Source organism: Kaistia nematophila, from assembly GCF_026343855.1.
In the GTDB taxonomy this organism is placed as follows: Bacteria; Pseudomonadota; Alphaproteobacteria; order Rhizobiales; family Kaistiaceae; genus Kaistia; species Kaistia nematophila.
This window is the reverse complement of the sequence record NZ_JAPKNK010000010.1, coordinates 21,288-41,912: the sequence shown is the minus strand read 5'-3', so window position 1 is coordinate 41,912 and position 20,625 is coordinate 21,288. Positions and strand designations below refer to the sequence as shown.

Below are 20,625 nucleotides of genomic sequence, written 5' to 3'. Positions count from 1 at the left end.
GCGGCGGCTCAGCCGGGGAGCGCCACGTCCGCCTCCTTCAGCTTGCTCAGGATGGCGAAGCGCAGGTCGGAACGGACCGTCGCGCCGGTGGCGATATCGGCGAGATAGCAGCGCAGCTCGAAATCGAGCGACTTCTCGCCGAAATTCAGGAACAGCACGATCGGCTCCGGATAGCGCAGAACGAGCGAATGGCCCTTGGCGCAGTCGAGCAGGATCGCCTTCACCTGTTCCGCGTCGGCGAGCTTGCTGACCGTCACCGGCACGACGACACGACCCGAGCGATCGCGCAGAACCATGTTCTTGACGACGCCGGTGATCAGGCTCGAATTCGGCACGATGACGGTGGCGCGGTCGAAGGTCTCGATCTCGGTGGCGCGCACATTGATGCGCTTGACCGTCCCTTCCTCCGCGCCGACCGTGATCCAGTCGCCGGCACGGATCGGCCGTTCGGCGAGCAGGATCAACCCGGAGACGAAGTTGTTGACGATCGCCTGCAGGCCGAGACCGATACCGACGGAGAGGGCACCGGCGACGATGGCGATGTTGGAGAGGTCGAGGCCGGCATAGCCGAAGGCCAGCGTCGCCGCGAAGATCATGCCGACATAGCCGAAGCTGGTGCGGATCGAGTTGCGCAGGCCGGAATCGAGCCGCGTCGTCGGCAGGAAGCGTGTGTCGAGCCAGTTCTGGATCGACCGTGTGATCACCAGGCCGACGATGAAGACGGCGATGCCGGCGACGAGCGTCGACAGCGAGATGGTGATCGAACCGATCTTGAAGCCGAAGAAGAGCTGGCGGATCGTCTCGAACAGGCCGGAGGAATCGACGCCCCACTGCGCCACGATGGCGAGGCAGGCGAAGCTGATCAGGACGAGGTGCGCGACGCCATTGGCCAGCACGCCGGCCTGCGTCACCGAGCGCGGCGCGAAGCCGACCGAGCCGATCAGGCGGCTGCCGACGACGCCGTCGCGACGGAACGAGGCGGCGGTGATCTCGTCCGTCAGCTTCATCAGCAGGTAGAGTAGCGAGATGACGACCGTGATCCACACCGTCTGCGTGGTGATGAAGCGGCCGAGCGCGACATAGCCCATCACGTTGGCGATGATGGCGATGCCGGCCGAAAGGCCCGCGATGATCAGCGCGATCCGGCCGAGGCCGTAATCCTCGTCGGCGGGATCGTCGTTCTCTTCATCCTCCGGCGAACCCCGCCGGGTCAGCACGCGAACCATGCTGATGATCAGCACCGCGATGGCGATCGACAGCACGCCGTCGAGCGCGATGACGAATTGCAGCGACGCCAGCGTCACCTTGGCGAAGCTCTGGTGGACGACCACCAGCGCCTCGAGCGCGGCGATTGCGACCGAGATGTGGAAGGCGCGGGTGGAAACCGCGTCGTCGAGATCGACCATCCGCCAGGTGCTGCGCGTCGGCGCCAGGAGGGCGCGCGACACGCCGAAGGCGAGCGAGAAGAAGACGACCGCCGCCGTGGTCGCGGTCCAGAGCAGATCGATCCGATAGGGCATCAGATCGAGCGCCTTGAGGATCGACTGCACGCCGGTCAGCACGATGAGCGGCAGGAAGGCGTTGACCGCGACGATGGCCGCCGCCGACATCACCTTGGTGCGCATGGTCGGCTGCTGGTCGGCGGTCGGCCGGCGCAGCTTGGAAAGCAGGAAGCGCCGGCCCGGCACGAGCACCATGACGATCAGGGCCAGCAGGCTTACGAAGATCGCGATCACCGAGCGGTCGCTGCGATTGGCGATCACCGTCGCCCATTCGCTGACGACCGAGCCGGAACGCCCGGCAATCGCCGGCACGTCGGTGGCAGCATCGCCCCAGAGGCCGGGATCGATCAGGCTGGAATTGCGCTCGAGCAGCGCGGCGGTGAAGCGGGTGCGGCGGCGCTCGGAAATCTGCGAGATCGTGTAGGAGCCGTGCGTGGCGACAGCGAGAGCCTGCTTCTGGAAGCCGGCGAGATCGGCGAGCTGCTGCTCGGCCTGCTGGCGATTTTCCTTCGCCGCGTCCGATTCCGTCGCGTCGGCCGCGCCGGTCGGCTTCAACTGGTCGACCTGCGCTGTGGCGGCCTCGACCTTCGGCGCCAGCGCGTCGGCCAGCGCGTTGGCCGCCGTGACGATATCGGTCGTGTCCTGCTTGAACCGCTTGAAGTCGGCATCGGTCAGGCCGTCGCCATCGATGGCGGCGTCCATCTTCTCGAGCGACATATTCCAGGCATTGATCTGCTTCTGCGGATCTTCCGGCTGCGCCCAGGCGGATCCCGCCGCCAGCACGCCGAAAAGCCAGGCGGCGACGACGAGGCGAAGGAAGGCGGCGACCGCGCCTCGGAGCGTGTCGACGGAAGCCGGCCGGCGGCTGGGGGAGGCGGCGCTGAACAAGCAGATCTCCAGCAGGGCAATGTACCGCATCATGCGGCTGCCTGAGCTATAGGATTAAAGATGACGAGAATAGGGAGTTAGGACGCAATCGACGTGTCATGCAAGCGGCGCAGGATGCCCGTCACGGGTGGCGTCGCGACGGCGGCACCCCATATGGGACGATCGAACGACCGTAGAGGATCCGCCGCTTGCCCGCCGACCCCACCTCCGACGACGCGACGACCGCCTTCTTCCGGACCCGCTCCGCCTCGGCGATCCTGGCCGATCTCGGTTCGGTGCTGAAGAAGGATCGCGTCAGCCTCGGCGACATGGTCGACGCGCTCGGCGAGGCGGGCCTGGGCCTCTCCATCCTGATGCTGGCGCTGCCTTCCTTCATCCCGATCCCCGGCCTGCCGACCGGCTTCGTCTTCGGCACCGCGCTGGCGATCCTGTCGCTGCAGATTCTCGCCGGCGCCGACCGGCTGCGCCTGCCGCAATGGCTGCGCCGGCAGAGCCTGCCGCGGGGCCCGGTCGTCAGCGGCGGCGCCTGGATCGCGCCCTGGTTCCGGCGCGTCGAATGGATGCTGCGGCCGCGCTTTTCCTTCCTTTCCGGCCGGCTGGCGCCCTTCATCCTCGCCGTGCCGATCTTCGTCCATGCCGTGATGATCCTGCTGCCGATCCCGCTCGGCAACCAGCTGCCCGCACTCGCCGTCATCGTCTTCGCTTTCGGCCTGATCGAGCGGGATGGCCTGGCCGTTCTGGTCGGCTGGGCGCTCACCGTCGTCGCCATCGCCTGGAATTCGGCGATCGTCTTCTTCGGCGCGGAACTGTCGCTTTTTCTCTATCGCTGGACATCCGACCTCTGGGGCGCGGCCTGAGCCCCTCCCCCCGACGCCGGCGGCCATCGTGGATATTCCGGAACCGAGGCAATCCGGGCGTTTGTTCCGCTATCCAAAAACTTTCTTCACCGGCACGTCGCGAGCGCCTTGCGCGGCGAAAAAACTGTGCTAGCTTTTCCTGAGAAAAGGTTTTCTCAGACGGTCCGGGCGGCGGCGCTATTCCCTCCGCCCTTTTTTTGAAACCGGTTGAGAAAACCTTTTCTCTAAAAGAGAGGCCGCCGCTCGAACGGACGGCCGGGGCGAGGAAACGACGGCATGAGCGACGGCAGCGACAACGTGATTCAGCCCGCCCGCAGGCGGCCTGTGACGTTGCGCGACGTCGCCGAAACGGCCGGCGTCAGCGTCGCCACTGCCTCCAAGGCGCTGAACGACCAGGGCCGCATGACGGTCGAGACGCGGACGCGTATCCGCGCGGTGGCATCGCAGCTCGGCTTCCGGCCGAACGGCCTCGCCCAGAGCCTGCTGCGCCAACGCAGCTTCACCGTCGGGCTGCTCACCAACGACACCTATGGCCGCTTCTCGCTGCCGGTGATGGCCGGCGTATCGGAAGCGTTGCTCGACAATGGCGTCTCGGTCTTCCTCTGCAATGTCGAGGACGATCCGCGCCTCGGGCAGATGCATGTCGATGCCATGCTGGAAAAGCGCGTCGACGGCATCATCGCCTCCGGCAAGCGGCTCGATCGCCATCTGCCGGTCGACCTTTCCAATCTCGGCATTCCGGTGATCTACGCCTTCACCGACCCCGACCCGAACTCGATCGCCTTCGTCTCGGACGATGAGGGCGGCGCCCGCCTCGCCGTCGAGCATTTCGCGGCGCTTGGCCGCAAGCGCATCGTGCATGTGACGGGCCCCGAGACCTTCGAGGTGGTGCACCAGCGCGCTCGTGCCTATCGGGCCGTCCTGGACGAGCAGGGCCTCGCTCCGCCGCGCGTGCTGATGGGCAAATGGTCGGAAGGCTGGGGCCATCAGGCAGTGGCCGAACTCTTCGATGCGCCAGGCGAAAAGCCGGACGCCGTCTTCTGCGGCAACGACCAGATCGCGCGCGGCGTCGTCGACGCGCTGCGCGAACGGGGACTGCGCGTGCCCGAGGATGTCGGCGTCATCGGCTTCGACAACTGGGAGATCGTCGCCGCCGCCACGCGCCCGCCGCTCACCACGGTCGACATGAACCTGACGGCGCTTGGCCGCGAGGCCGGCCTCACACTGCTTTCGCTCGTCGACGGAAAGCCCGTCGAGCCGGGCATTCGAAAACTGCCGTGCCGGTTGGTGGTGCGTCAGTCATGCGGTCGTCCGCCGGGCGACTAGGGTTACCTGTCACGGTCCCGGGAGGAGCCTGGATCGGGGACATCAGGGAGGGAAGACCATGAAAAGACTGACAAGCCTGCTGGCGGCAACCGCCACGCTGCTCTCGATGACGGCGCTCGCCTCGGCGGCCGAGACGGCCAATATCTGGGTCCGCGCCGACGGCTCCAATTTCATGCCGCAGATCGTCGAGGCCTTCAACAAGAGCCATGAGAACCAGATCAAGCTCGACATCATCCCGAACGCCGAGCTGGTTCAGAAATACGCGACCTCCGCTGCCGGCGGCACCGCGCCGGACGGCCTGTCGCTCGACCTGATCTACACCCCGGCCTTCGCCGCGGCCGGCCAGCTCGAGGACATCACCGACTGGGCCAAGTCGCTGCCCTACTTCAAGGACCTGTCGCCCGCGCATGTGAAGACCGGCACCTACAAGGACAAGATCTACGGCCTGCCCTTCTCGGCCGACAGCTCCGTGCTGATCTGGAACAAGAAGCTGTTCAAGCAGGCCGGCCTCGATCCCGAAAAGGGCCCGACCAACTTCGCCGAGATCGCGGCCGACGCCGAGAAGGTCGCGGCGCTGGGCGGCGACATCAAGGGCTTCTACTTCTCCGGCGCCTGCGGCGGCTGCAACATCTTCACCTTCACGCCGCTGATCTGGGCCTCGGGTGGCGACATCCTCAGCGAGGACGGCTCGAAGGCGACGCTCGACAGCCCGCAGATGCGCGACGCGATCGCGCTCTATCGCGGCATGGTCGAGAAGGGCCTGGTGCCGGAAGGCGCCAAGACCGATTCGGGCGCCAACTTCTTCGCCGCCTTCGCCGGCGGCAATGTCGGCATCGCGCCGTCGGGCGCCTTCGCCATCGGCGCGCTCAACACACAGTACAAGGACATCGACTACGGCGTGACCTTCCTGCCGGGCAAGGACGGCGGCTGGTCCTCCTTCGCCGGCGGCGACAATTTCGTCGTCACCAAGGGCACGCCGAAGCTGGCCGTCCTGAAGGAATTCCTCGACTACGCCTACTCGCTCGAAGGCCAGACGCTGCTCGCCAGCCGCGGCAGCCTGCCGGTCCGCGGCGACATCGCCAAGGAAGCTCTGAAGGACCTCGACCCGCGCTACCAGATCGCGGCGGAAGCGATGGCCAAGGGCAAGACCCCCTACTCCGTCGTCTTCAACGACATCATCAACAGCGCCAACGGCCCGTGGGCGCAGATGATCAACGAGGTGTTCTTCGGCGACGACGTCGACGGCGCGCTCGCCAATGCGCAGGAGACCATGCAGGGCATCATCGACGCCGGCACCGGCCAGTAAGGCCCCTCGATCGGCGGGGGCGCTGCCGCGCCCTCGCCGTCCGCCAGCATCGCTTGCGAAGGAAACACCATGTCCTCGATCACGGCCAAGGCGATCCCGGCCAAGGCGGGCGCCCTGCCCACCCAACCCGTCCGCCGACGCGCGAAAGTCGACCGCAGCCACTGGGTCGGCCTGCTCTACATCGCCCCGGCCATCGTCCTGGTGACGGTGTTCTTCGTGATCCCGCTCGGCATGACCGCCTGGATGTCGCTGCACAACTGGCCGCTGATGGGCCAGCACCGCTTCATCGGGCTCGACAACTACATCGCCATCACCAAGGACGTCCGCTTCTGGAACGCCCTCAAATTCACGCTCTACTACACGGTGATCGTCACCATCGCGATCTTCGCCGTCGCCTTCCCGCTGGCGCTCTTCGTCGAGAAGCCGCGACCGATGGCGAGCGTCTATCGCACCGCCTTCTTCATGCCCGTGGTCGTCGGCTTCGCCTCGGCCAGCCTGCTCTGGGCCTGGCTGCTCAACGTCGATAGCGGCCTGTTCAGCCCGGCGGCGCAGATGCTCGGCCTGACGGACAGGAAGTTCAACCTGATCGCCACCTTCAATCCGGCCTTCTGGTCGATCATCGTCATGGTTGTGTGGAAGGTGGCCGGCTTCACCATGGTCATCCTGATGACCGGGCTGCAGTCGATCCCGACCGAATTGCAGGAAGCCGCCAAGATCGACGGCGCCAATGCCTGGCAGCGCTTCCGCGCCATCACGCTGCCGCTGATGCGCCGGACGCTGGCGCTGGCGCTCATCCTCTCGGTCGCCGGCTCGATCCTCGCCTTCGACCAGTTCTACATCCTGCTGCGCGGCGGCCCGCGCAATTCGACGATCACGGCGGTGTACTGGATTTTCAACCAGTCCTTCGTCTCGTTCAAACTCGGCTACGGCGCGGCGCTCTCCATGGTGCTGCTCGTCATCCTCGTCGTCCTCAGCCTCATCCAGCTCCGGCTGCTGCGTAACCCGGAGGGCACATGATGGCCGCCACCACCCGCTCCACCTCGAACCGCTCGATCGCGAGCCTCTTCGGCGAGCACGGCACCGGCGTCCTGCTGTCGCTGATCTTCCTGGCGCCGATCGTCTGGACGATCCTGTCGACCTTCAAGCCGCCGGCGGAGGCCCGCCTGCCCCCGATCCCGCCCTGGCCGACGACCGGCTTCTCGATCCAGAACTACGTCACGCTCGACAGCTTCGGCGCCGGCCTCTGGCATTCCGCCCAGAACAGCATCTTCGTCGCCGTCGCCAGCGTGCTGCTGACGACGGTGATCAGCCTGCTCGCCGGCTACGGCTTCTCGCGCTTCCGCTTCCCGTTCAAGAACCTGTTCTTCGTGCTGATCCTGTCGACGATCATGATCCCGTTCCAGTCGATCCTGACGCCGATCTTCCTGATCCTCTCCTGGCTCGGGCTGCAGAACACGCTGACCGGGCTGGTGCTGGTCTATGTGACGCTGCAGATGCCGTTCTCGATCTTCATGATGCGCAACGCCTTCGACGCGGTGCCGAAGGAGATCGAGGAGGCCGCCCGCATCGACGGCGCCACCAATTTCGCGCTTCTGACCAAGGTGATGCTGCCGCTGGTCTGGCCCGGGGTTGTGACGGTCGCGCTCTTCGCCTTCCTGAACACCTGGAACGAGTTCCTCGCCGCCCTGGTGCTGATGACCGACCAGGCGAAGTTCACCCTGCCGATCATGATGACCGCCGTGCAGTCGGGCCGCTTCGGCGCCGTCGACTGGGGCGCCGTGCAGGCGGGCGTCACCGTCATGATGATCCCCTGCCTGATCCTCTTCCTGCTCTTGCAGCGCTACTACATCCGCGGCCTGACGGCCGGCGCGGTGAAGTAGCGCTCCCCCCGAACCCTGCTTCCGATAGAATAGGAGTCTTCCATGAGTGCCCTGCCATCCGTCGACGAGGCCCCGCGCGCCCGCTTCCGTCCGCCCGCCGTTCCCCAGGTCGAAGTGCGCGGCTTCTGGGGCTCGCGCGTCGACGCCGTCGCCGACAAGACCGCCGACATCCTCTACCAGCGCTGCGTCGAGGCCGGCATGCTCGACCAGATCGACCCCGACCGGCCGGTGCCGGCGCTGCGCATCCCGTTCCATCCGAACGGCACGGTGACGATGCAGATGTTCTGGGATTCCGATCTCGGCAAGACGATCGAGACGGCCGCCTATTGCGTCTATCGCAAGCCCAATCCGGCGCTCGAAGCCAAGATCGACGCCGTCATCGACATGTTCGAGAAGCTGCAGCAGGAAGACGGCTACCTGTCGAGCTGGTACCAGCGCATGGAGCCGGGCAAGCGCTGGACCAATCTGCGCGACTGCCATGAACTCTACTGCGCCGGCCACCTGATCGAGGGCGCCGTCGCCTATTACCAGGCGACCGGCAAGCGTAAGCTGCTCGACGTCATGTCGCGCTATGCCGACCATATCGGCACCGTGTTCGGCCCCAATCCGGGCCAGCGCAAGGGCTATTGCGGCCATGAGGAGCTGGAACTGGCGCTGGTGAAGCTCGCCCGCGTCACCGGCAACCACAAATACATGGATCTCGCCAAGTACATGGTCGACCAGCGCGGCCAGCAGCCGCACTATTTCGACGAAGAGGCAAAGGCGCGCGGTGCAGATCCGGCCGACTACCACTTCAAGAACTATGAATATAACCAGGCGCACAAGCCGGTGCGCGAGCAGGACAAGGTCGTCGGCCACGCCGTCCGCGCCATGTATCTCTATGCCGGCATGGCCGACGTCGCGACCGAGTATGGCGACGACGACCTCAAGAAGGCGCTCGACCGGCTCTGGGACGATCTGAACTCGAAACGGCTCTACGTCACCGGCGGCCTCGGCCCGTCGGCCGACAACGAGGGCTTCACCTCGGACTACGACCTGCCGAACGAGACGGCCTATGCCGAGACCTGCGCCGCCGTCGGCCTCGCCTTCTGGGCCAATCGCATGCTCGGCATGGGTCCGAACACGCGCTATGCCGACGCCATGGAGCTGTCGCTCTACAACGGCTCGATCTCCGGCCTGTCGCTCGACGGTTCGCTGTTCTTCTACGAGAACCCGCTCGAAAGCCGCGGCGGCCATAATCGCTGGAAGTGGCACCGCTGCCCGTGCTGCCCGCCGAACATCGGCCGCATGGTCGCGTCGATCGGCACCTACATGTACGGCCAGGCGGAAGGCGAAGTCGCCGTCCACCTCTATTGCGACTCGACCGCGACGCTGGACATCGGCAGCGCCGAGGTGAAGCTGACCCAGGACACCCGCTATCCCTGGGATGGCGCGATCGGTATCACCGTCGACGTCGCCAAGCCGACCCGCTTCGCGCTCAACCTGCGCATCCCCGGCTGGTGCCGCAAGGCGACGCTTTCGGTCAATGGCGCGCCCGTCGACCTGAAGGCCGCCACCGAGGACGGCTATGCGCGGATCGAACGCGAATGGAAGGCGGGCGACACCGTCCAGCTCGATCTCGACCTCGCGGTCGAACAGCTCCACGCCCATCCGGAAGTCCGCCAGGACGTCGGCCGCGTCACGCTGAAGCGCGGACCGCTGGTCTATTGCCTGGAAGGCATCGACAACCCGCTGTCGCTGAACCGCCTCCGCGTCCCCGCCCCGTCGAGCTTCACGGCCAATTTCGAGCCGGGCCTGCTCGAAGGCGTCGTGACGCTGGCGGCCGAAGCCGAGGCCGACGCGACGGGCGACTGGAACGGCGATCTCTACCGCACCGCCGCGCCGAAGACCGAGACCGTGCCGATCAAGGCCGTCCCCTACTACGCCTGGGACAACCGCGAGCCCGGCGAAATGCTGGTCTGGCTGCGCGGCGGCTAGTCTCCGCCATATCGGCCAAGCGGGGCCATGGCAAACAGGCGTCGCGACCGAACAGGTCGCGGCGCCTCTCTCGTTTCAGGAACCGCCGGGTCACGAGGCCGTTCCGGCATGACGCCAGTTGGGCCGGCTCTGGCGCGGCCGGCATAGTTCTCTATGCTCGGCAAACTTTGCGTCGCACAGGGGTGATCCGCGGTGTTCTTTCTCGTTCGTCTGGCCTTGCTCTACTGCGTGATCGGTGTCGGCATCCTGCTGGTGCAGCTAACGTTCACGACCTGCGAGCGGCCGCTTGTCCTCGATGACGGCACGAGCGCGACGCACGGACCGATCGATCTCGGCCGGATCGGCAAGGACAGCGACTACACCAAGCGCCTTGCTAGCGACGTGGTGTTCTGGGGGCCGCGCGCCTTCGATTTCGTCGTCAAGGGCGACATCTCGGTGAAGAACTTCCTGTTCGCCACCGACTGCAAGCGCTGAGGCGCCTCAGCCGTCGAGGGTGACGACGATCTTGCCGAACGGACCGCGATCGAGGTGATCGAGGGCCGCCGGCAGCTCGGCGAAGCCATAGCGTCGGTCGATGACCGGCTTCAGCCCCACACGGTCGACGGCCAAGACGAAATCCTCCAGCGCCCGGCGATGGCCGACGCTGATTCCCTGGATCACCGGCTGCTTGCGCAGCAACGGCCCCATCGGTCCCGAGAAGGCGAAGCCCTCGAACACGCCGATGACGGAGATCCGCCCCTGGACCGCCACCGCCTCGACCGAGCGGCCGAGATTGGCGCCTCCGGCCATTTCGAGGATGTGGTCGGCGCCATGATCGGCCGTCAGTTCGTGCACGGCCGCCACCCAGCCATCGTCTCGGCGATGGATGCCGTGGTCCGCGCCGAGCGCCCTGGCGCGGGCGAGCTTGTCCGGGCTCGACGAGGTCACGATCACCTCGGCGCCATGCGCCTTGGCGATCTGCAGCGCGAAGAGCGATACACCGCCAGTCCCTTGCAGCAGGACGGTTTGCCCAGCCCGAAGCCGGCCATATTCGACCAGCGCCGACCATGCAGTCAGGCCGGCGACCGGCAAGGTGCTTGCCTCGGCGTCGTCGAGGCTGGCGGGCGCCAGCGCGAGCCAATCCTCCGGAAATGCGACGTATTCGGCGAGCACGCCCGGATGGATGCCGCCCAGCGTCCGATAGGGCGGATTGCGGGCCGTGCCTTCCGGCGCGCCATCGATCCAGCCCGCCTCGAAGGTCGAGATCACCCGCTGTCCAGGTTCGAAGCGCTTTGCGCCTTCGCCGAGCGCGACGACCGAGCCTGCAAGGTCCGAAGCTGGCGTGAACGGGAAGGCGAGCGGCAGAGGCATGGCGCCATCGATCACCAGCTTGTCGCGATAGTTGAGCGACACGGCCGCGACCTTCACCAGCACCTCGCCGGGTCCGGGCTCCGGGATCGGCGCTCGCGTCAGCGCCAGGTGATCGCGACCGACTGCGTCGAGGGTCCAGCGCTGCATTGTTTCGGTCATGTCCGTATCCTGATCGTTTCGGGAGGCGGACGATAGCGTTGAACGAAGAGATCCAGTGGCGATAAGATCGCCCGTCATTGGTTCCACGATAGCTACAAAGAACCGACCATGAGCGACCCGCTGACTGGTGTCTCCGTCTTCGTCCAGACCGTCGAATCCGGCAGCTTCGCCACGGCGGCCGCGCGTCTCGGCCTGTCCCGCTCCGCGGTCGGCAAGACCATCGCCAGGCTGGAACAGCGGCTGGGCGTCCAATTGTTTCATCGCACCACGCGCAGCATGAGCCTGACGGATGACGGCCAGGCGCTTTACGAGCACGCCGCGCGCGCGCTGGAAGCGTTGCGCTCCGCCGAAACCATGCTGGAATCCGGCCGCAAAGAGGTCGTCGGCCGGCTGCGCGTGTCGATGCCGGTGCTGTTCGGGCGGCGCTGCGTGGCGCCGATCCTGTCACGGCTGACTCGCGAGCATCCCGGCCTCGAACTCGACCTGCAATTCAGCGACCGGACCGTCGACCTGATGGGCGACGGCTTCGATCTCGCGATCCGCAACGAACCCTTCGCGGAAGTCCCGGGTCTGCTGACGCGGCGACTGGCGCGCCAGCGCATGACCGTCTGCGCCGCGCCGGCCTATCTCGAAGCCCACGGCAGGCCGATGACGATCGCGGACCTAGGCGGTCATGCCACCATCGCCTATGGCCGCGGCGATCGGATCCGCAGCTGGCTGTTTCCGCGCGACAACGAGGCCCTGGAGGAATTCATCCCGCTGGGCCGGATGCGGTTCGACGATCTCGAGGCAATCGCCGATGCCGCCGCCGCCGGATTCGGGCTCGCCTGGCTGCCATGCTGGCTGATCCGCGACCGGATCGCGTCCGGCGAACTGGTACGGCTCCTGCCCGAACGGCCGGGGCTGGAGTTTCAGATCAACGCCGTCTGGCCGGGGCAGGCGCGGCTGCCGCTGCGGGTTCGCATCGCGATCGACGCCCTCGCCGCCGACCTGCCGGCGATGACGGCCAAGTGACGGCCGAATGACGGCGCGCAGCGTCCGGGCCTAGATCACCACCAGCGTCGTCTTCGACGGCACGCGGTCGTAGAGGTCGATGACGTCCTGGTTGAACATGCGCACGCAGCCGGACGAAGCCGACTTGCCGATCGTGCGCCATTCCGGCGAGCCATGGATGCGATAGAGCGTGTCGACGCCATCCTTGTAGATGTAGAGGGCGCGCGCGCCGAGCGGGTTCTGCAGGCCGGGCGGCATGCCGGTGCGCCACTTCTCCAGTTCCGGCTTGCGGCCGATCATGGCGGAGGGCGGCGTCCAGGTCGGCCACTTGCGCTTCCACTGCACGATGGCGCGGCCCTTCCAGGAATAGCCCTGACGGCCGAGGCCGACGCCATAGCGCATCGCCTTGCCATCCCTAAGCACCAGATAGAGATGCTTGTCCTTGGTGTTGACGACCAGCGTGCCGGGCGGCTCGCCGGTCGGATCATCGACCAGCTGGCGCAGATATTTCGGATCGACGGCGTCGTGGCGGATCGCCGGCAGCTTGAAATCGCCATCGGTCACGGCTGCGTACATCCGCGCATAGTCGCTGCCGCCGGAGACCGGTTCGGCGGCTGCGGTCGCGGCTGCCGGCTCGGCCGTCGCCGGGGCGGGCGACAGGCCCGGCGCCATCGGCGCGAGGCTCGTCTCCACGTCGACCTCCTTCGGCACTTGCGCGCAGGCGGCAAGCGCCGAAACGCCGACAAGGGACATGCCGGTCAGGAACGACCGACGCGAAAGAGCTGAAGACACGGACGGAAAACCTTGGAAGTGGATGGGAATGGCCTGGCGCAACGCGCGGGCCTTGGCCCGCCTCCTACCAGAGGGAATGCGGCGCGTATGTGATGGCGGCCTGCAACGCAGCCATGCACGGACGCATCGGCAGCCACCGTTGCCTAAACATCACACATCTCCCCGCCCGGCCCGACGTCGAAGCGCGCGCCAAAGCCCTGGCGGAACGATTGGCGCAGCGACGCGGCCGTCAGCTGCGGAAGCCACGGCAGCCGGCCGAGGATGCGCACGCGACCGATCCCGGCGATCGCCTGCTCCGTCTCCGGCTCGGCCTCTCCGACGAACGCGACTCCGAAGAGCGGAACGGCGCGATGGCGGAGCGCCTCCAGCGACAGCAGCGTGTGGTTGATCGTGCCGAGCGAGGTCCGCGCGCACAGCACGACGGGAAAGCCCCAGAGCGCCAGAACGTCGGCGAAGCTCGCCGCCGGCGTCAGCGGCACCAGCACGCCGCCCGCCCCCTCGATGACGAGCGGTCGAAGCGTCGGCGGCGGCGCCAGCCCGGCGACGTCGATCGCGACGCCCTCGCTCGCGGCCGCGCGATGCGGCGAGACGGGCATCTTCAGGCGGTATGCCTCCGCATGCACGCGCCCGCCGCCGATCCCGGCGAGCCGCGCCACCGTCTCGCTGTCCGTCTCGCCGTCGAGCCCCGCCTGCACCGGTTTCCAGTAGTCGGCGCCCAGCCGGTCGACGAGACCGGCCGAGAATACCGTCTTTCCGATGCCGGTATCGGTGCCGGTGACGACGATCCGCCGCGGCGTCACCGCGCCCTCGCGGCGACGGCCGCCGGGCGCATGCCGAGCTTCGCCAGCAGGGCCGCATCGCGGTCGCGCTGCGGATTGGCCGTGGTGAGCAGCACGTCGCCGGTGAAGATCGAGTTGGCGCCCGCCAGGAAGCAGAGCGACTGCGTCTCGTCGCTCATCGAATCCCGCCCCGCCGACAGGCGGACGATGCTCTCCGGCATCAGGATGCGGGCAAGCGCCACCAGCCGCACCAGGGCGATCGGCTCGACCGGCTCGCCCTTGTCCAGCACCGGCGTTCCCCGGATCTCGTTCCACATGTTGATCGGAACGCTCTCCGGCGGGGGATCGAGATTGGCGAGGAGGACGAGCATGCCGATCCGGTCGGCGATCGTCTCGCCCATGCCAACAATGCCGCCGCAGCAGACCTTGATGCCGCCATCGCGGACATGGCCGAGCGTTTCGAGACGATCGTCGATCGTCCGCGTCGTGATGATCTCGGGATAGAATTCGCGCGAGGTGTCGATGTTGTGGTTGTAGTAGTCGAGCCCGGCCTCGCGCAGCCGATCGACCTGGTCCGGCGTCAGCATGCCGAGCGTCACGCAGGTTTCGAGCCCCAGCGCCCGGACGCCGGCGATCATCGCGCAGACCTTGTCCATGTCGCGGTCCTTCGGACTGCGCCAGGCCGCGCCCATGCAGAACCGGGTCGCACCGCCCGCCTTGGCGCGCGCCGCCTCGGCGACGACGCGCTCGACCTCCATCAGCTTGGTCGCCTTGACGCCGGTGGCATAGGCTGCGGATTGCGAGCAATAGCCGCAATCCTCCGGGCAACCGCCGGTCTTGATGCTGAGCAGGCTCGCCTGCTCGATCGCGGCAGGGTCGAAATGCCGGCGATGCGCGCTCTGCGCCCGGAACATCAGCTCCGGAAACGGCAGCGCATAGAGCGCCGCCGCCTCCGCCTCGGTCCATCGCCGGTCCGGCCTCCCCGCCTGCATCGCAGACGGGGAAACCGGAACTACGCCATGCTCGGCGATCATCGGCCGATCGTCCCGATGAAGCGGGCGGGCAGGATCGCGGCGCCGGCCGCGACCATGGCGATGTTGATCAGGTCGCCAAGAATGAAGGGCGTGAAGCCGAGCGCCAGGATGTTCCCGGCCGGCACGAACAGCCCCAGCCACGGCAGGCCGACGGCATAGGTGACGGCGAGACCGGCCAGCATGGCGAGGGTGCGGCCGAGCGTCCTGCGCCCCTCGGCGAGCGCGCCGGTGAGCCAGCTGGCGGCGAGATAGCCGAGCAGGTAGCCGCCGGTCGGCCCCATCATGTAAGCGAGGCCGACGCCGCGCGCCGGGGAATCGGAGAAGACCGGCAGGCCGGCCGCGCCGACGGCGAGGTAGCCGAAGAACGTCGCCGTAGCGAGACGCGGACCGGCGGCAATGGCGATCGCCATCACGGCGAGGGTGTGCAGCGTCATCGGCACCGGCCAGGACGGAATATGGATCTTGGCGCAGAGCGTGATCAGCGCGATGCCGGCGACGACGACGGCGGCGGGCCGCCACAGGCTGCGGGCCTGGCGGATGGCGGGAACGAGGGTCGAGGTCATGTGAACTCCAAATTATAGATAATATTGCAGTCTATCTATAACTGAATCCACATCGGATCGATTCGCGCAATCTCTATCTATAAAACTCAGCCAACGATAGCGAAGGCGTCGCGCGTACGGCCGCCGGACGCCGAGACCGGACGCCGCCCGATCCATTGCACATGCCCCGCCAGCGTCGAACAGGCCGCCTCGACCTGCCGGCTGCGCAAGGCGGCCAGGATGGCGCGGTGGTCGTGATCGGTGCGCGCCTCCCAGTCTGCGCGCCAGGCGGCGAACAGGAAGCGCGCGCTGGCCGCATGCAGGTCGTCGATCGAAGCAAGCAGCCGCGGCATGCCGCAAGGCGCCAGGATCAGCCGGTGAAACCGCCGGTTTGCCTCCTCCCAGGAGCGGACATCGCGCGATTCGTCGCCCGCCTTGGTCGCCGCCTCGGCCTCGTCGAGGATGGCGGCGGTCAGGTTGGGCGCGGCATGGCGCAGCGCCAGCACTTCGAGCGCAGCGCGCATCTCCGCCACTTCCTTGACCTCGGCGAGGTTGAACGACGCCACGCGGACGCCGCGGCGCGGCTCGCTGACGGCCAGGCCCTGCGCTTCGAGACGACGGAACGCCTCGCGCACCGGCACATGGCTGGCGCCGAACTCCTCGGCGACATGATCCTGGCGCAGACGGGCGCCGGGCTCGATCTCGCCGGCAATGATCCGCTCGGCCAGGGCGCGGCTGATCCGCACCGCCAGCGTGTCTTCCTTGGGCTTGCTCATGTTTTATAGATAATTTCTTGCGCGCGGATTGTCGATGGCGGCGAGCCACGCGAAAGGCCAGGGCCGGGCCAAGGTAACGGGTTTTGCGAAACGGCCGTGGCTCGCTATCTTATGGGGAACATGCGGGCGGCCGCCGACAAGGAACGGGCCCGCCGCGACAAGACACGGAAAGCGACGACAGCAACAAGCCATCTGGGAGGAGGCGATGTCGAAGCCGGAAATCGGCCTGCATGCCGACAGGGTGCAGTCGGCCATCCGCTCGGGCGAGGCGGCTTCCTCGGCGCTGGTCGCGTCGTGGCAGCGCTCCGCCAGCCTGCACCGGCTCGACCCGGCCGAGCGGCGCCTCCCCAATCGATTGAGCGATCGCGAGCTGACAGCCGTCCGGCAACGGATGGAGCCCCTGCTTCGGGCGGCGCAGGCGAGCCTCAACCGCCTCTATTTCGCCGTCGGCGGCATGGGCTGCTGCGTGCTGCTCGCCGATCGCGACGGCATCCCGGTCGAGCGGCGCGGCGCCGTCGGCGACGACGAGACCTTCGAGGATTGGGGCCTCTGGACCGGCTGCGTCTGGAGCGAGGAGAGCGAGGGCACCAACGGCATCGGCACCTGCCTCGTCGAGCAGCGCGTGCTGACCATCCATCGCCAGCAGCATTTCTTCACCCGCAACACGGCGCTCTCCTGCACCACCGCGCCGATCTACGACCACGAGGGACGCCTCGCCGCCGCGCTCGACGTCTCCTCCTGCCGAAACGACCAAACGGAGGATCTCTCCAATCTGGTCGCGATGGCGGTGACCGATGCGACGCGCCGCATCGAGGCTGAGAATTTCCGCCTCGCCTTCCCAGACGCCCGCATCGTCGTCGCCCCGACGCCGGAATGGTCGCCAAGCGCCCTGCTCGCCGTCGACAAGGACGATATCGTCGTCGGCGCGACGCGGGCCGCGCGCCAGGCCTATCGCCATCGCGAAGCGCTGATCGGCCAGCCGCTGCCGCTCGGCGACGTCGCCGGCGAGGCACGCTTCGGCGACGAGCTCCGCCACGCCGAACGGGCCATCCTCGAACGGGCGCTGCAGCGCTCCGGCGGCAATGTGACGGCGGCGGCCCGCCAGCTGGGCGTGTCGCGCGCCACCCTGCATCGCAAGCTCGGCAAGCTCGGGCTCGAACGTCCGCACTGAATATTGCGCTGCAACCGGGTATTGCGCCGCACAGTGTCGCAAGGGTGAGACAGTTTCGTCGATCCCTGCGACACGGCAGGGCTGACACCGGCCGCGGGCCGGGCAAACTCCCTCCCATGACGCCCACTCAGCGTCGACCAAGGGAGGTCAGCATGAACAAGCCGGAATTCACCCGCGCCACCAAGGCGCCCTTCGCGCCCCGCTACGACAACTATATCGGCGGCAAGCGCGTACCGCCCGTATCGGGCCGCTATTTCGACAACACCTCGCCCGTCAACGGCCGCGTGCTCTGCGAGATCGCCCGTTCGGAGGCCGCCGACATCGAACTGGCGCTCGACGCCGCCCACGCCGCCAAGGACGCCTGGGGCCGCACCAGCCCGGCCGAGCGCGCCCTGCTGCTGAACCGTATCGCCGACGTCATGGAGGAGAACCTCGCGACGCTGGCGCTGGCCGAGACCTGGGACAACGGCAAGCCGATCCGAGAGACGACCGCCGCCGACATCCCGCTCGCGATCGACCATTTCCGCTACTTCGCCGGCGCCGTTCGCGCCCAGGAAGGCGGTATCTCCGAGATCGACCACGACACCGTCGCCTATCACTTCCACGAGCCGCTCGGCGTCGTCGGCCAGATCATTCCGTGGAACTTCCCGATCCTGATGGCCGTCTGGAAGCTCGCCCCGGCGCTCGCCGCCGGCAATTGCGTCGTGCTGAAGCCGGCCGAGCAGACCCCCGCCTCGATCCAGGTGCTGCTCGACCTGATCGACGGCATCCTGCCCGCCGGCGTGCTCAACGTCGTCAGCGGCTTCGGCCTCGAGGCGGGCAAGCCGCTCGCCTCCAACCCGCGCATCGCCAAGATCGCCTTCACCGGCGAGACGACGACCGGCCGCCTGATCATGCAGTACGCCTCGCAGAACCTGATTCCGGTGACGCTGGAACTCGGCGGCAAGTCGCCCAACATCTTCTTCGCCGACGTCGCCGCCGAGGACGACGATTTCCTCGACAAGGCGATCGAGGGCTTCGTCATGTTCGCGCTGAACCAGGGCGAGGTTTGCACGTGCCCGAGCCGGGCGCTGGTCCACGAGAAGATCTATGACCGTTTCATGGAGAAGGCGCTGAAGCGCGTCGCGGCGATAAAGCAGGGCGACCCGCTCGATCCCTCGACCATGATCGGCGCGCAGGCCTCCAGCGAGCAACTGGAGAAGATCCTCTCCTATCTCGACATCGGCCGGAAGGAAGGCGCTGAGGTGCTGGCCGGCGGCGCCCGCAACGAACTGCCGGGCGACCTCGCCGGCGGCTACTACGTGCAGCCGACCGTCTTCCGCGGCCACAACAAGATGCGCATCTTCCAGGAGGAGATCTTCGGGCCGGTGGTTTCGGTCACCACCTTCAAGGACGACGCCGAGGCGCTCTCGATCGCCAACGACACGCTCTACGGCCTCGGCGCCGGCGTCTGGACGCGCGACGGCAACCGCGCCTACCGCTTCGGTCGCGCCATCCAAGCCGGCCGCGTCTGGACCAATTGCTACCACGCCTACCCGGCCCACGCGGCCTTCGGCGGCTACAAGCAGTCCGGCATCGGCCGCGAAAACCACAAGATGATGCTCGACCACTACCAGCAGACCAAGAACATGCTGGTCAGCTACTCGCCGAAGAAGCTCGGCTTCTTCTAGAACGGCTCCTCCCCAGACTGGCACCGCGCGGGCGCTCCGCGCGGTGCATTTTTCCTGCGGGATCGGGCCGGAAGGTAGCGGAGGCCATCATGGCAGAAGGTTCGGAAAACCGCGTCACCGCGACCCCGGCGGCGCAGAAACTGCTGGACGAGATCATCGCCGATCACGGCCCGGTGCTGTTCCACCAGTCGGGCGGCTGCTGCGACGGCTCGTCGCCGATGTGCTACCCGCGCGGCGACTTTCTCATCGGCGACCGCGACGTGCTGCTCGGCACGATCGGCGACACGCCCTTTTATATCGGCGCTGCGCAATACGAGGTGTGGAAGCACACCGAACTGACGATCGACGCGATCGACGGTCGCGGCGGCATGTTCTCGCTCGACAACGGCCGCGAGCGCCGCTTCCTGGTCCGCTCGGATATCTGCGCGGTCGACTGAGGCGCCCCTCCACACCGCCGGCGGTCCGGCATGGAACAGTCGCACCAGCGCCGACAGGCAACCTGAACCTGCAGGCAGAGTGCTGCATCGCAACAACATTTCCCGCACCCAAGCATATTCTCGCGGGCCGAAACTCAGCGGATACGGGAAAAGCAAACCAATCCATCCGTCGTTTCATTGACGACAATTCTGTCTCATGGGACATTTTAGACGATCCGTTCTAGAGCTTTCGTCGATCGTCATGACCATTATCTCTCACAAGCACCGCTTCATTTTCCTGAAGTCGCGAAAGACCGCGGGCTCTTCGGTCGAGGGATGGCTGGCGCCGCTACTCGGCCAGATGGATCTCGTCATCACCAGCGACGAAAACCGCCGCCTGCCGGTTCTCAGCACGCCTCATCCAGTCACCCGCCTGGCGGCCATCGAACGCCCGTTCAAGAAGGCTTTGCGCCTGGTTCGCCCCGGATTTCGGCTAGACCAACACTCGGAAGCGATGGAAGTGCGCCGCAGCGTCGGAGAGGACGTCTGGCGGAGCTACTACAAGTTCAGCATCGAACGGCAGCCCTGGGATCGCCTGCTCTCGCTCTGGTCCTGGCGCCAGCATCGCCTCAAGCGGGAGATCTCCTTCGACCACTTTCTCGATCGGATCGAGAGCAATGACGGCGATCCGCTCGTGCAGTACTGGTCGAATATTCCAGCCTATGCAGACGAGAGCGGCTCGATCATTGTCGACACTGTGCTAGACTATTCCAAGCTCACCTGCGAATTGGAGGGTGTCGCAAAGCGGCTGCGGCTTCCCTTGTCGGTCGATGACTTGCCGCGGCACAAATCAGGCATTCGGGTCAAGAGCCGCTCGGTCGAGAGCCTGTCCCGGGAGCAGATCCAGCGGGTGAGCCGGATCTGCCGGGCCGAAATTGAAATGTTCGGCTGGGAAGAGCCGAAATGCATGCAGCAGGCCCTGGCCGGATGACATGGCGGGGACCCTGTCCATCTCGGGGCGCCTAGATCCGGCGCCGCCGAAATAGCGGATTTCCTGCGCATCGGAATTGTCAACTGATCAGGTGGACAGTGGCAATGCGGATACGCACGTGGGATCGCACATAGGTGGGCGACCTCTGCGAAGGGAGCGCCCGGGAATGAACTGACTGCCTCGGCTGCGGTCACTTCTTTTGTTCCGTTGAACCTT

At 66.9% G+C, this 20,625-nt stretch carries 19 protein-coding genes; 12 read left to right on the top strand and 7 right to left on the bottom strand.

The features are described from left to right. Positions 1 to 8: 8 nt before the first annotated feature. The gene (locus tag OSH07_RS19665; RefSeq protein ID WP_266340387.1) at positions 9 to 2,423 is read right to left on the bottom strand and encodes a DUF3772 domain-containing protein; all 2,415 of its coding nucleotides are present in this window, start codon (positions 2,421 to 2,423) and stop codon (positions 9 to 11) included. Between the two features lie 155 nt (positions 2,424 to 2,578). Here OSH07_RS19665 and OSH07_RS19660 point away from each other — a divergent pair, with 155 nt between their 5' ends. From OSH07_RS19660 to OSH07_RS19630, 7 genes are all read left to right on the top strand, one after another. After that, positions 2,579 to 3,247, top strand: coding sequence for an exopolysaccharide biosynthesis protein (locus tag OSH07_RS19660; RefSeq protein ID WP_266340386.1), 669 nt, complete (start codon positions 2,579 to 2,581; stop codon positions 3,245 to 3,247). 276 nt (positions 3,248 to 3,523) lie between these two features. Beyond that, positions 3,524 to 4,573, top strand: coding sequence for a LacI family DNA-binding transcriptional regulator (locus tag OSH07_RS19655; RefSeq protein WP_266340385.1), 1,050 nt, complete (start codon positions 3,524 to 3,526; stop codon positions 4,571 to 4,573). A 106-nt stretch (positions 4,574 to 4,679) separates the two neighbouring features. Beyond that, positions 4,680 to 5,879 (top strand): ABC transporter substrate-binding protein, encoded by a 1,200-nt coding sequence (locus tag OSH07_RS19650; RefSeq protein ID WP_420909661.1) that lies wholly within the window; start codon positions 4,680 to 4,682, stop codon positions 5,877 to 5,879. Between the two features lie 69 nt (positions 5,880 to 5,948). Further along, positions 5,949 to 6,896, top strand: a complete 948-nt coding sequence (locus OSH07_RS19645; protein ID WP_266340383.1) for a carbohydrate ABC transporter permease — start codon at positions 5,949 to 5,951, stop codon at positions 6,894 to 6,896. Next, positions 6,896 to 7,759, top strand: coding sequence for a carbohydrate ABC transporter permease (locus OSH07_RS19640; protein ID WP_266340556.1), 864 nt, complete (start codon positions 6,896 to 6,898; stop codon positions 7,757 to 7,759). The genes OSH07_RS19645 and OSH07_RS19640 overlap by 1 nt, the downstream gene beginning before the upstream one ends. Positions 7,760 to 7,801: 42 nt before the next feature. Next, positions 7,802 to 9,736, top strand: coding sequence for a glycoside hydrolase family 127 protein (locus OSH07_RS19635; RefSeq protein ID WP_266340382.1), 1,935 nt, complete (start codon positions 7,802 to 7,804; stop codon positions 9,734 to 9,736). Positions 9,737 to 9,928: 192 nt separating this feature from the next. Continuing rightward, a complete protein-coding gene (locus OSH07_RS19630; protein WP_266340381.1) occupies positions 9,929 to 10,210 on the top strand; it encodes a hypothetical protein in 282 nt (93 codons plus the stop codon). A gap of 6 nt (positions 10,211 to 10,216) precedes the next feature. Here the strand turns inward: OSH07_RS19630 and OSH07_RS19625 are convergent, their stop codons facing one another. Beyond that, complete coding sequence (locus OSH07_RS19625) at positions 10,217 to 11,245, bottom strand: zinc-dependent alcohol dehydrogenase family protein (RefSeq protein ID WP_266340380.1); 1,029 nt, start codon at positions 11,243 to 11,245, stop codon at positions 10,217 to 10,219. Positions 11,246 to 11,353: 108 nt separating this feature from the next. Between OSH07_RS19625 and OSH07_RS19620 the strand changes: the two genes are divergently transcribed. After that, entirely contained in the window at positions 11,354 to 12,259 is a 906-nt protein-coding gene (locus OSH07_RS19620) for a LysR family transcriptional regulator (RefSeq protein WP_266340379.1), read from the top strand. 30 nt (positions 12,260 to 12,289) lie between these two features. Here OSH07_RS19620 and OSH07_RS19615 read toward each other — a convergent pair whose 3' ends face one another. The 5 genes from OSH07_RS19615 to OSH07_RS19595 all read right to left on the bottom strand — a co-directional run bounded on the left by OSH07_RS19615 (position 12,290) and on the right by OSH07_RS19595 (position 16,161). After that, positions 12,290 to 12,931, bottom strand: coding sequence for a L,D-transpeptidase (locus tag OSH07_RS19615; RefSeq protein WP_338149895.1), 642 nt, complete (start codon positions 12,929 to 12,931; stop codon positions 12,290 to 12,292). A gap of 242 nt (positions 12,932 to 13,173) precedes the next feature. Further along, complete coding sequence (bioD, locus tag OSH07_RS19610; protein WP_266340378.1) at positions 13,174 to 13,830, bottom strand: dethiobiotin synthase; 657 nt, start codon at positions 13,828 to 13,830, stop codon at positions 13,174 to 13,176. Further along, entirely contained in the window at positions 13,827 to 14,801 is a 975-nt protein-coding gene (gene bioB / locus OSH07_RS19605; RefSeq protein ID WP_266340554.1) for a biotin synthase BioB, read from the bottom strand. The genes bioD and bioB overlap by 4 nt, the downstream gene beginning before the upstream one ends. A gap of 38 nt (positions 14,802 to 14,839) precedes the next feature. After that, positions 14,840 to 15,406: a biotin transporter BioY gene (locus OSH07_RS19600; protein WP_266340377.1), complete on the bottom strand. Its 567-nt coding sequence runs from the start codon at positions 15,404 to 15,406 to the stop codon at positions 14,840 to 14,842. Positions 15,407 to 15,492: 86 nt separating this feature from the next. After that, positions 15,493 to 16,161 (bottom strand): GntR family transcriptional regulator, encoded by a 669-nt coding sequence (locus OSH07_RS19595; RefSeq protein WP_266340376.1) that lies wholly within the window; start codon positions 16,159 to 16,161, stop codon positions 15,493 to 15,495. A 205-nt stretch (positions 16,162 to 16,366) separates the two neighbouring features. Between OSH07_RS19595 and OSH07_RS19590 the strand changes: the two genes are divergently transcribed. The 4 genes from OSH07_RS19590 to OSH07_RS19575 all read left to right on the top strand — a co-directional run bounded on the left by OSH07_RS19590 (position 16,367) and on the right by OSH07_RS19575 (position 20,409). Beyond that, complete coding sequence (locus tag OSH07_RS19590) at positions 16,367 to 17,332, top strand: helix-turn-helix domain-containing protein (RefSeq protein WP_266340375.1); 966 nt, start codon at positions 16,367 to 16,369, stop codon at positions 17,330 to 17,332. 152 nt (positions 17,333 to 17,484) lie between these two features. Beyond that, positions 17,485 to 19,002: an aldehyde dehydrogenase gene (gene adh / locus OSH07_RS19585; RefSeq protein ID WP_266340374.1), complete on the top strand. Its 1,518-nt coding sequence runs from the start codon at positions 17,485 to 17,487 to the stop codon at positions 19,000 to 19,002. Positions 19,003 to 19,091: 89 nt separating this feature from the next. After that, entirely contained in the window at positions 19,092 to 19,439 is a 348-nt protein-coding gene (locus OSH07_RS19580; RefSeq protein WP_266340373.1) for a DUF779 domain-containing protein, read from the top strand. A 241-nt stretch (positions 19,440 to 19,680) separates the two neighbouring features. Next, a complete protein-coding gene (locus tag OSH07_RS19575; RefSeq protein WP_266340372.1) occupies positions 19,681 to 20,409 on the top strand; it encodes a sulfotransferase family 2 domain-containing protein in 729 nt (242 codons plus the stop codon). Positions 20,410 to 20,625 lie beyond the last annotated feature (216 nt).